This window comes from Pseudomonas sp. rhizo25 (assembly GCF_031931935.1).
In the GTDB taxonomy this organism is placed as follows: Bacteria; Pseudomonadota; Gammaproteobacteria; order Pseudomonadales; family Pseudomonadaceae; genus Aquipseudomonas; species Aquipseudomonas synxantha.
In genome coordinates, this window is sequence record NZ_JAUJXA010000002.1 from 233,355 (window position 1) to 244,640 (window position 11,286).

The 11,286-nt window shown below is 56.1% G+C and carries 8 protein-coding genes; 4 read left to right on the forward strand and 4 right to left on the reverse strand.

Annotated elements, in window-relative coordinates:
• The first annotated feature begins 94 nt into the window (after window positions 1–94).
• The 4 genes from QZR30_RS04690 to QZR30_RS04705 all read left to right on the forward strand — a co-directional run bounded on the left by QZR30_RS04690 (window position 95) and on the right by QZR30_RS04705 (window position 3,394).
• Window positions 95–262: a rubredoxin gene (locus QZR30_RS04690; RefSeq protein WP_003213373.1), complete on the forward strand. Its 168-nt coding sequence runs from the start codon at window positions 95–97 to the stop codon at window positions 260–262.
• 36 nt (window positions 263–298) lie between these two features.
• A complete protein-coding gene (locus tag QZR30_RS04695; protein ID WP_056847483.1) occupies window positions 299–1,447 on the forward strand; it encodes an NAD(P)/FAD-dependent oxidoreductase in 1,149 nt (382 codons plus the stop codon).
• Between the two features lie 189 nt (window positions 1,448–1,636).
• The gene (locus tag QZR30_RS04700; protein WP_003195589.1) at window positions 1,637–1,912 is read left to right on the forward strand and encodes an HU family DNA-binding protein; all 276 of its coding nucleotides are present in this window, start codon (window positions 1,637–1,639) and stop codon (window positions 1,910–1,912) included.
• Window positions 1,913–2,188: 276 nt separating this feature from the next.
• Window positions 2,189–3,394: a type III secretion effector protein gene (locus tag QZR30_RS04705; protein ID WP_311902988.1), complete on the forward strand. Its 1,206-nt coding sequence runs from the start codon at window positions 2,189–2,191 to the stop codon at window positions 3,392–3,394.
• Between the two features lie 229 nt (window positions 3,395–3,623).
• Here QZR30_RS04705 and QZR30_RS04710 read toward each other — a convergent pair whose 3' ends face one another.
• Genes QZR30_RS04710 through QZR30_RS04725 form a run of 4 tightly spaced genes read right to left on the reverse strand, consistent with a single transcriptional unit; the run spans window position 3,624 to window position 11,175 of the window.
• The gene (locus QZR30_RS04710) at window positions 3,624–4,385 is read right to left on the reverse strand and encodes a pentapeptide repeat-containing protein (RefSeq protein ID WP_173664465.1); all 762 of its coding nucleotides are present in this window, start codon (window positions 4,383–4,385) and stop codon (window positions 3,624–3,626) included.
• Window positions 4,382–8,764 (reverse strand): RHS repeat-associated core domain-containing protein, encoded by a 4,383-nt coding sequence (locus QZR30_RS04715; protein WP_056847481.1) that lies wholly within the window; start codon window positions 8,762–8,764, stop codon window positions 4,382–4,384. Before QZR30_RS04715 ends, QZR30_RS04710 begins: the two co-directional genes overlap by 4 nt.
• A 14-nt stretch (window positions 8,765–8,778) precedes the next feature.
• Window positions 8,779–9,213 carry a DcrB-related protein gene (locus QZR30_RS04720; RefSeq protein ID WP_046070121.1) on the reverse strand — a complete coding sequence of 145 codons (435 nt, stop codon included), beginning with the start codon at window positions 9,211–9,213 and terminating at the stop codon, window positions 8,779–8,781.
• A 15-nt stretch (window positions 9,214–9,228) separates the two neighbouring features.
• Window positions 9,229–11,175 carry a type VI secretion system Vgr family protein gene (locus tag QZR30_RS04725; protein ID WP_046070120.1) on the reverse strand — a complete coding sequence of 649 codons (1,947 nt, stop codon included), beginning with the start codon at window positions 11,173–11,175 and terminating at the stop codon, window positions 9,229–9,231.
• Between the last annotated feature and the right edge of the window lie 111 nt (window positions 11,176–11,286).

Consider the following 11,286-nt stretch of genomic DNA (forward strand, 5'->3'; position numbering starts at 1 on the left):
GCCGGCCCCGATCAGTACAAAACGCCCTGAGCCGTGCGGCAACGCTGGATCCACCGACCGCCGGCCAAGATGCCTGGACCTGAGGAAGTAAGTAATGAAGAAGTGGCAATGTGTAGTTTGCGGCCTGATCTATGACGAAAAGGACGGTTGGCCGGATGATGGGATCGCACCGGGCACCCTGTGGCAGGACGTTCCGGAAGACTGGCTATGCCCTGACTGCGGCGTGGGCAAAATGGATTTCGAAATGATCGAAATCGGCTGATTTTTAGTTTAAGAAACGTACTACAAGGAGAAAGGAATGAACGCACCTGTCGTGATCATCGGCACAGGATTGGCCGGTTACAACGTAGCCCGGGAGTTTCGCAAGCTCGACAGCGAGACCCCCTTGCTGCTGATCACCGCGGATGACGGGCGCTCTTACTCCAAGCCCATGCTCTCCACCGGTTTTGGCAAAAACAAGGAAGCCGACGGCCTGAGCATGGCTGAACCCGGCGCCATGGCCGAGCAGCTCAAGGCCGAAGTGCGCACCCACACACGTGTCAGCGGCATCGACCCGGGCCACAAGCGCCTGTGGATCGGCGAGGAAGCGGTGGCCTACCGCGACCTGATCCTGGCCTGGGGTGCAGAAACCGTACGCGTACCGGTCGAAGGCGACGCGGCTGAACTGATTTTCCCGATCAATGATCTCGAAGACTACGCGCGCTTTCGCGCCGCCGCTGCGGGTAAACGCCGCGTGCTGCTGCTCGGCGCCGGCCTGATCGGCTGCGAATTCGCCAACGACCTGATCGTTGGTGGTTATGAAATCGACCTGGTCGCGCCATGCGAGCAAGTCATGCCGACCCTGCTGCACCCGGCGGCAGCCGCAGCAGTGCAGGCTGGATTGGAGGGCATTGGTGCGCGTTTCCACCTGGGCCCGGTGCTCAATCGCCTGCAACGCACCACTGACGGCCTTGAAGCGCACCTGTCGGACGGTGAAGTGATCCAGTGCGACCTGGTGGTCTCTGCCATCGGCCTGCGCCCTCGCGTAGACCTGGCTGCGGCCGCCGGCCTGCAAATCAATCGCGGGATTATGGTGGACCGCCACCTCAAGACCTCCCATGCCAATATCTACGCCCTGGGCGACTGCGCAGAGGTCGATGGCCTGAACCTGCTGTACGTGATGCCGCTCATGAGCTGCGCCCGCGCCCTGGCGCAAACCCTGGCCGGTAACGCCACCGCCGTGAGCTACGGGCCAATGCCGATCACGGTGAAAACCCCGATCTGCCCACTGGTGGTATCACCTGCGCCACGGGGGACCGAAGGCGTGTGGAGCGTCGAAGGGCTGGGCGGCGATATCAAGGCCCTGTGTCGCGACGCCAGCGGTCGCCTGCTGGGTTACGCGCTGACCGGCAGTGCTGTCATGGAAAAACTGGCCCTGAACAAAGAACTTCCACCGTTGCTGGCGTAAATACCGGTCGTTCTGTCGGAATCAGCACGTTCAAGCCCCGAGAAAGGTCGCCGCGAGACTGGCGCGGCGCCCGAGGGCATGCCATCCTCACTCCCGTCTGCCGCAGAGTAGAGCCTGCGGCGCCTTGGGCGCTGCTCCAACAGAGAGCAGCACGGACATAACAACAAAAAACCGTCAAAGAGGCTTCATATGCGTAAACCAGATCTCGCAGCCGCCATCGCTGAAAAAGCAGACCTCACTAAAGAGCAGGCCAACCGCGTACTCAACGCCGTTCTCGAAGAAATTACCGGCGCCCTGCACCGCAAGGACAGCGTTACCCTGGTTGGCTTTGGCACCTTCCTGCAACGCCACCGTGGCGCCCGCACCGGCAAGAACCCGCAAACCGGTGAGCCAGTGAAGATCAAGGCCAGCAACACCGTTGCGTTCAAGCCGGGCAAGTCGCTCAAAGATAGCGTCAACCCGTAACTAGTGAGGCCGTCTCGAAGGGAGGCGGGCGGTAAAAAATGGGTACGCCGACTGGGTCGGCGTGCCCATTTTTTTTGGCAGAGAAATTCGCGGGCACAAAAGTAGAAGGCTTATTGCATTGTTGCGAGAAATCGCGGTCGAGGTTGTATCAGGCCGAACGGCATCGGTTTTTTTAAAATTATTCGATTGATTTGGAACCAAATTCTGACGATTGACACATATAGCGCGAGATAGCAAGGAATGCGCTCTCTAAACGTATTTTTTAGAGGTGTATATATGAAAGTTGATCAGGCTTTAGTTCCGTCTTCTTACCTGCTACCCGAACAGAAAAAGACGCAAGAAAGCGGTTCCCCGGCTTCGGGGCAAGCTGAGGTAACCCCAGACCGCTCCAAAGTTGAATCTGAATCAAGTGTGACTAACGAGAAGGCCTTTAAATACCCTGCTGCAACGCCTGAAGAGATAAATGCTAAAAACAGACGTGCGGATAAGGCTGTTGCTGATAGCCTCACTTCTGAGGAGGCCACTGCACTGAGCTCTGGAAGCGATGGAAGAGCCGGGAAAGTTAAAATTCCGGTCAAAACTAAGGCGGGTACAACTAAAACGGGCACAACTAAAACGGGCACAACTAAAACGGGCACAAATAAAACGGGCACAAATAAAACGGGCACAACTACGTCGGGAACAACTACGTCGGGAACAACTACGTCGGGAACAACTACGTCGGGAACAACTACATCGGGTAAAAATCCGACGGTTACAACTACAAAGCCTAAGCCTAAGCCTAAGCCTAAGCCTAAGCCTACAAGCGCTAAACCGCAAACAATTAAGCCCGTCGGATCTGGAAATACAGCGAGTAAGCCAAATAGTAACATCAATACAATCAATAATTTGCAAGATAATATCAATCTGCCGCCACCCCCCCCTTCACCTTCTTCAGCGGCAGGTACTTTTAAGAATGCCTTGATAACGTCAGTTACAAACAACGGCGTCAGCTCATTCTTTAATGTAGGAGCGCAGATCACGTCTGACTACTTCAGTAAAAAAGAGGCGGCGCAGGCTGAAATGCCTGGAGCAACAGTGCAGAACGAGGACGGTACGATTGGCACTGTAGATCCTTTAGCGACGCAGGAACAAATAATGGATGCTCGGCTAAAAGGTGCTAAAAACTCACTTGAGTTTGCCACCGTCATGATGTCTTTTCTCAGCGAAGGTAAAGACGGCAGTGCTTTCGAGGATGTCGACGACGCGCCAGATGCTACTCCAGAGGAACGTATGGACAACCTTGAGGAAAGGATGGACATAATGGAAGAGCATTTGCCGGACTTAACCAAACGTTATAAATTCGAGTACGATCCTTATGTGTCTGCTGACTCATCCGAGCCACCGACTGAAGAGGCTCGTATGGACAATATTGAAAGACGCTACACGTACATTTTGAAAAAACTCAAGGCAGCGCGGGCCGTGATGGAGTCAAACGCATAATAAGCATAAGCGTTAACTTGAAGTGAGATGGGCGTGAGGTTGAGAACAGCGTACAGATTTATCGGGGTGGTTTTTTAGATAAATCTGTCCGCGTTCAGATACCTCGGCCAAGAGGTCTGAATAAATTTTTCCCTCTCGCTTGTTTCGCCCAGAAGGTGGCGAAAGCCCAGGTTGACATGAGCTTCAAAAGTGTTAAAGGGAACCGTTTTAAGCCCGGGTTATGACTTTTTTAAAAATCTTGAAGTAGTGCAATGAATTGTTTGGTAAATTCCGGCCCTTCATACGCCTCAAGATTTTTGATATTGAAAAGGGCACCTCGTTGCGTGGTAAGTTTTTGAAGTCGGCGCATCAATAGTTTATTGGTTTGATTGTCTGGCTCGGACGCTATCGAGGCGAGCGCTTTGCGCGCGCGAACAGATACATCTTTTAAAAAAATGTGCTGGGTGTCCGCGGGGGGGGTAATCTGTAAAAGATCACAGTTCTCAAATGTTACCCAATCCAGCTTGCACAGTTTAAAGTCAGCAAGAAGAGGGGTGTTGGGTTGATCGGCTATGAAAGCTACTTCTTGTAGCTTTCCCGAAAACTTAATGGAAGTTATTTTGCTGGCGCTGAACGTGTTGTCAATGATTTTGCACTGGGTAAATGTGCAGTTGCTGAACTCGCAGTCTTTCAGAGACGCCTCTTTGAAGTTGCATTTTATGAACGTGCAATCCTTGAATTGGCTGTTGCTGAAGCCCGATCCCTGAAAGTCGACAGTCTTGAATGAGCAATTGGTCAGCAGGGTTTTATTGAAAAATCTTGAGCCGGAGAAATCACTCTTCTCAAACATACAGCTCTCCAACACGCATTGATCAAAAATCGGATCGGAGAGTTTCGCATCTTTTAATTTACAGTCGATGATGCTCTCTTTTTCAAAGAGCGTTTTTTTAGGTAATACGAGCCCGTCCTGCTGTACGCCGGACAACACCGTTGATGGCATTTTGTTACTCACCATAATATCCCTTCATAACCATTGCCCCAGTCCCCATAACGCCGCTGATGCGTGCCTCTTTTCCAATCAGCCTTCGTCGTAAGGTCCCACCAGGTTTTAGTTTTAGTTTCATACACATCGGGAAGACGCTGTCCTGACTTCGATACCTCCAAGTGACCCAGTGATGGGTCATTTTTCACCCTGGTTTTGAAGTTTGCATCAATTCGCTGCCCTACATACCGACGATAGCGAGAACGTGCCTGTCCGAGATCACCTCTGTCATAGGCCCGTTTAACTGCCGCTCTCTGTCTCGGGGTCAACGATCTTTGTGGGTTACTGTAGATAGCCTTTCTAGCCGCATTGGCGTGTGCCTGAAGCTTAGCAGTGGTTGAGCCGCACGGGGCCCATCCCAGCGGATCGATCCATCCGTAAGGGTTAGGAGAATACTGATAAAGGTTAAAACCTCCTGCCAGCCCGACAGGGTCTGGCGTTGTAAAACGGCCCACATCGGGATCATAGAACCGAAATGTATTGAAATGCAGTCCCGTTTCCCGGTCTAGGTACTGCCCTTGAAACCGTAGGTTTTGCTCTTCAATGTAATGGGGTTCCCGAACCTCCGCCAATGTGCGGCCCCACACCTCATAACACGCCTGCCAGGTAACTTGTCCATCGGCCTCGGTCAGTTGCTCCGGGAGTCCGTTCAAATCATTGTGGTAGTAACGGATTTTTTGCAATGACCCGCTGCCGTCGATTCGGGCCAGAGGTTCATAGCCGTCCCCTTCGTATATATAAAGACTGGTCTGGCTGTGTTTGTACTCCTGTAAAAGGCGTAAACCATCCCAGATGAAATCCGTCTGGCTCAACAAATGGTCATTGTAATCGTGCTCAGTTTTCTTGATGCGCCGTCCGAGTGGGTCATAAGTCATTCTGACCACGTTGCCGTTGTCATTTCGCACTTCAACCAGCCGACTTTCAGCATCGTAGGCAAAACACTGCAAGCCATGAGCAGCGCTGCGCTTCTCGATCATCCGACCTAAAGCATCGTATGCATAACGTTTGTCTTGATAGGTAAGTAGGCGATTATGCCGTACGAGACCACCATGATTTGGGCTGTCCAGCAGATTGGCTGCGGCGTCATAGGCATAGGTTTCGGTGCGGCCAGCCTGATGGCTTAAAAGAATCCGATCGGTACTGTCGTAACCCAGGTGCTCTTGGCGATCGTGCTGGCGGTCAACGCGACGTCGGCCGATCAGATTATCACTAGGGTCGTAGCTGTAATCGGTCTCGACCAAAGGCGGCAGTTGCCAAGGCTGATCGATGCTGCGGCGCTGGCGTGAGCGAACCCTGCCACTTCGATCGTAGGCGGTACTTGTCTTGATTTGGCCCTGAGTACGCTGCACTTGGCGATGCAAGCGGTCACGTTCGAAGTCGCTGATGACTTTGCCATCGATATTCAACTGATGCAGGTGACCGCTGCCATAGTAGAGCCTGTTCAACCATCGACCGTCGGGTAAGCCGGTCTGGATCAGGTTTCCCAGTTCATCGTAACGATGCTGCACAGGCCCTGCCGAGCTTTGCTCTTCAAGCAGTTGCCCCAGCGCGTCATAGTTGAAACCGAGTACCTGTTGGCGACCGTCAGGGGCGGTGAAGGTGACACCGACCAGTTGGTCGTTCAGGTCGTGCTCATAAACGGTGGTGCCGTCCGCGGTGGTTTTACTGACCAGGCGTCCACCAGGATCGCGCTCGAACTGGTGCGACAGCGGCGTTACCGGCTCGCCCTCAGCCCCCGGTAGATAGTCCACGGCGACAACGTTGTCCAGTGAGTCGTAGGTGTAGCAGCGCCGGGTTTGATCCAAATCCTGCTGCTGCACCATACGGTCAGCTGCGTCCCACTCAAAGCGATAGCTTTCGCCATTCTCATTGGTCAGCTTGCACAGTCGTCCGTAGGCATCATGATCGAATTTGACCGAACGGTTATGCGCGTCCCAGCGTTGTTTGACCAGGCCGCGAACGTCATAGGCATAGCGTGTGGTGCTGCCGGCAGGGTCAACGTGAACAATCAGAGAACCGCTGGCGCTACGTTGAAACTGTTCGACGCGGCCGTCCGGTAGCTGACACTCCAGAAGCAGCCCCTGAAGACCGTACCGGTAACGCACTGATTCACCTTCGGCATTGGTCTGCATTAGCAGATTGCCGAAGGCGTCGTACTGATAGCGCGTTGGATAACCCGAACAATCTACCTCTTCGACCAGTTGACCCCACTCGTTCCAATGTAGTGTCCTGGTTTTCTGCGTCGCATCAATGATGCGCACTGGCTGCCCGAAACCGTCATACACGTAGCGGGTGCAGTGTCCGAGGGGGTCGATTTCTTCGATGCAGTTGCCACGCTGATCATAGCGATAGTGCCAACTGTTACCCGCCGGGTCGGTTTCCACTTGGGGCAATGCCCAGTGTTCCAGCCACTGCGTGCCGCTGGTTCTGGCCAGTGGGTCGATGACTGCACTCAAGTTGCCTGACGCGTCGTAGTTGAAGTGCCACTGGCCGTCTTGCGGGTCAATGGCACCCACCAATTGGCGTTCTTCGTTCCAATCGAATTGCCAGGTATGGCCCAGGTTATCGACGTAGCGAGTGATCTGGTACTGCGGGTTCCAATGCCGGGTGCCGACCCGCATAAGCCCGTCAGTGACGTGGGTGATACCAGCGTCCAGATCGTAGTCGAACGTGTATTGATCACCTGCATCGCTCCAGTGGCGACTGACGCGCCATTCCGGGCCTTGCGGTCCAAGCACCTCAGCCCATTGGTAGAAGCAGCGCAAACCACTTGAACGCTGGTGTTCGATCATGCGCCGCGCGCTGTCGTAGGCAAAGCGCCTTTGGGTCACGCCTTGTGCATCCATGACCTCGGCCAAGTCGCCGTTGTGGTCATAGCGATAGCTGACCAGCACGTCGCTGCGCGCGTCAAAATGCTCTTGGCGCAAGTAACGTCGTTCGATATGGCTCACGCGCCGTGGGTGTTGGGCCGAATAGTTCAGTTCGACGTGCATTAAGTCGTGGGTATCGCGCAGGCGATACAGCCGCCCCTGAGTGTCATAGTCGAGAAAGATTCGCCCTTCGTTGCGATCACCCAGCAACTGCAGGCGCATCCGAAAGCCGTTCAGCGGGTCGGGCTCGAACAGCCGATACAGGCCGTCGATACTCTCGATCAAGACCGCGCCGTCGCCGCTGCGCCTGACCACAAGACCCTCGACTGGGTCGAACGCCCCGCCTGACAGGGGGACGTAACCGATATCCAGGCGGCGTCCCTGCTCATCGATGTAAAACAGTTTTTCGTCTATATCGATCTCGACGGATACCTCATAGGCGACGCTCCATCCCGCACCAAAGAGTCCGTCGTTCCGTGTGTCGAGACTGCTGTAGAAACGCTGCCAATCCATTGGGAGCAGGCCCGCAAGCACAAAATCCAGTTCATCCTCATCGCCTAGAATCTTGGCACCGGTCGCGCTGTGCACCGGGTTAGGCGAGCCGTTCATGGCGTTTTTGAGGGCAGAGGTTATCTTGCTGGTCCCATAGGAGACGCCTGCCCCTACCAGCACACTGCCGAACAGGCAGGGTAGTTTGCTCCAGAAACATCTCACGTTGCCGCGCAGCATCAATAAAGCAGTAATCGCCAGGCCCACCCCCGGTGTTTTCCCACTCCGAATCTCCTGCACCACAATGGTCTCGCCACCAATGCGCACATCCGGAGAAATCAGGCCCTCGGCCGTCCCAATCTTGGCATCGCAGGTACTGCGATCACCGCTGCGCGCAGCAGGCTGGCCATTGATGAATACCGAGCTGGAACCTTCGGCAATGAATTGCAGCGGCATGGGCGGGTGCTTGTTGCACGCCACGGTGTCCAGTGGGCAAGGCTTGGTGCCGGGGGCGGGGGAGGCGACGGTCGGGCGCCACAACTGCGAGAAAAACTCGCCGGCCATGTCCAGGAAGCTGGGGGCCGAGGGTTCGCTGGGCGGAACTGAAACAGCGGTCATCTTGCCAGCTGCGCGGGCAGCCTTTTTACCATTGATGAAGACGTTTTCCGAGCCGCTGGTGATGAAGGCGTCGATCACTGGCGGAAATACCCAGTTGGCGGCGGACTCGCACCAACTGGATATTTTCAGGTCGGCGCCCGTGAGTCCTGCGGTGATACCGACGACAGCACCGACCACCAGCACCAGGGCAACGCCGCCGGTGGCGATGGTTGCGCCGGTCGTGATGGCAACCGCCGCCGCGACGGCAAGACAGCCCACGTAGGTGATCGCCGCATAGGCGGCCACTTCCAGCACACCTCCGAGAATATCGGCCATCACCGAGGTGTGCAGCAGTGCGTCGCCTTCTCGGGCAGCCCAGAGGTCATCACTCATTGCTCAGGCTCGACTCAAGGCGTAGCGCAAAAGGTGAGCGTGTTTTTCAGCGTTGCCCAATGCGCCGCCTCGGCAGGCCCCAGGGGCTGGGTCTTGACGTAACTCAGGGCGACCAGGTTGCGTGTGCCGGGTATCTGCATTGCCAACTGATATTGGTAAATATTGTCGCTGCCCTTGTTGAAACGGTTCTGCACTTCAAAGGCGTCGATGTCCTGCGCCGGCCCGACCTTAACCGCCTGGGCCGGGGAATAGCGAAGGTCCTTGACCTGCTGTTCGAGTTTTTTCAGCTGGCCTTCGAAATTGCTTTGCAGGCTCTCGCCGTCCGCCAACGGGCTGCGGCTCACCACCAGGGTAGTACCCAGCTTGGCGAACTTGAGGATATTGATCGAGGTGTCTTGTACCTCAGTGTCCGGCAAGGTGAACTGTGCTTCGTTGATCAGGTAATTCATGGTGAAGAAATCTCGTTATTGACCAGCGCCGGGCTTGCCGGGGAATTTTGATTCGACGGCGGACTTGATCGTGTCTTGCACGCCTTGGGCGCCGGGCGATGTGCCCTTGTCGCTGCCCAGGTTGATATCCAGCTTGCCCTTCGTCTGGATCTTGCTGCTGCCGGTGGAAAACAGGTTGAACGAGCCACAGGTCAGGTTGATGTCCCCGCCTGCCTTGAGCTCGATCACACTGTCCCCGCACACCAGGCGAAGACACTCTCCGGCTTCGATGGTGTAGTGGGTGGCGGCGCTGTCCGACTTGGCCCCACCCACAATCACGGTATCGTTGTTGCGCACCACCCGCAGGCGGTTACTCCCGATGGTCACCGTCTCGTTGTGGCCAATGCTCTTATTGCGGTCATGCCCCACCGAGTGGCTTTCATCCACCTCCACCACGATGTCCTGGTTGCGTTCGGCATGGATGTACAACTGCTCCAGCCCCTTCTTGTCCTCCATGCGGATTTCATTGAAGTTGGCCGGTGTGCCGCCTTTGCTCGAGCGGCTTTTCATGCCGCTCTGGGTCGCGTTTTCCGGCAGATCGTAGGGCACGGTCTGCTCGGCGTTGTAGACGCGGCCGGTGATGATCGGACGGTCGGGGTCGCCTTCAAGGAAGCTGACGATCACTTCCTGGCCGATCCGTGGAATCTGCATCGAACCCCAGTTCTTGCCGGCCCAGGATTGCGACACACGAATCCAGCACGAGCTGTTCTCGTTGGACTGGTCGTGACGGTCCCAGTAGAAGTGCACCTTTACGCGGCCGTATTGGTCGGTCCAGATTTCTTCGCCCTTGGGGCCGACCACCAGGGCGGTCTGCGGGCCTTTGACGATGGGGCGGTGGGTGTTGGCCAGCGGGCGGAAACTCTGTTGGGCGTCGATGCAGGTCAGGCTGCTTTCGAACTGCGCCGAGCCCGAGCCACCGCCGCTTTCCAGGCTTTCCTGGACGATGTAGTAGCGGCAGCCGACGATCAGGTATTCGCGGTTCTGGTCCTGGCGGCTGAAGCCGGTGAGGCTGAACAGATGGCCGGAGCCCAGGCCCCGCGCATTGCCGGCGAACTCGATCTGTTCATGCAGCGTTTGTAGCGCTTCGATGCGGGTGCGGGCGTAGTGTTCGCCGTCTGCGCTTTGCACATAGGTGCCCGGGTAGTCGTACAGCGGGTAGTCGCCGGCGGTGTGCGGGCGTGGCATGGCCGAGCGCACGTCGATGCTGGCGCTGGGGCGCTGGAAGTCGTAGTCGTTGAGCTCCAGCGACCCGGGCTGCACCTCCTGCGCCAGGTGCCAGTTGTGCATATGGTCGCGTTCGCGCTGCTGCTCGTCCTTGGGGTAGTAAGGGATCGACGCGTAGCCTGGTACGGTGGTGTGGGCGCCGTAAGCGTCGGCCAGCACCAGCACATGGCGGTCCTGTTCATGGCGGAAGAAGTAGTAGATGCCTTCCTGTTCCATCAGACGGCTGACGAAATCGAAACTGGTCTCGCGGTACTGCACGCAGTATTCCCACTCGCGATACGGTCGGCTCAGGGCATCTTCGAAGTCGGAAAAGCCCAGGTCGCGGAATACCTGCTTGATGATTTGCGGGATGCTCAGGTTCTGGAAAATCCGGCAGTCGGAGGTGCGGCTGAGCAACCACAGCCATGGGCGTAGGGTCACCTGGTAACTGGCGAACTGGCCCTGGTCGATGTTCTGGCTGCAACGGGCGACGATTCCGTGGAAATGCCGCTCGCCGCCGTCGGCCAGTTGCAGGCCCACGCTCATGGGTTTGCCGAGCAACTGGTTGAGGTCGATGTTGGCGTCCAGGGACGTCAGTTGCAGCTCGTAGTTGAACAGCCGGCCGAGCTCTTCACCGCCGCCCATTTCATTGAGCAACAGCACATCCGGCCCGAGGGGGCTGGTGATCTTGGCCAGGCGTGAGGCTTGGTTGAATAGCATCGGTTAACCCGTAAATGACTAAATAACTGAAGAAACCGAGTCCAAATGTGGGAAGGGGCTTGCTCCCGATAGCAGTGTGTCAGTTATGCATTGGGTGACTGATTCACCGCT

Bases quoted from the DNA above. Each gene is read 5' to 3' on its own strand.
- QZR30_RS04695 (WP_056847483.1), top strand. From the start codon at position 299: ATGAACGCACCTGTCGTGATCATCGGCACAGGATTGGCCGGTTACAAC.
- QZR30_RS04705 (WP_311902988.1), top strand. From the start codon at position 2,189: ATGAAAGTTGATCAGGCTTTAGTTCCGTCTTCTTACCTGCTACCCGAA.
- QZR30_RS04690 (WP_003213373.1), top strand. From the start codon at position 95: ATGAAGAAGTGGCAATGTGTAGTTTGCGGCCTGATCTATGACGAAAAG.
- QZR30_RS04725 (WP_046070120.1), bottom strand. From the start codon at position 11,175: ATGCTATTCAACCAAGCCTCACGCCTGGCCAAGATCACCAGCCCCCTC.
- QZR30_RS04715 (WP_056847481.1), bottom strand. From the start codon at position 8,764: ATGAGTGATGACCTCTGGGCTGCCCGAGAAGGCGACGCACTGCTGCAC.
- QZR30_RS04720 (WP_046070121.1), bottom strand. From the start codon at position 9,213: ATGAATTACCTGATCAACGAAGCACAGTTCACCTTGCCGGACACTGAG.
- QZR30_RS04700 (WP_003195589.1), top strand. From the start codon at position 1,637: ATGCGTAAACCAGATCTCGCAGCCGCCATCGCTGAAAAAGCAGACCTC.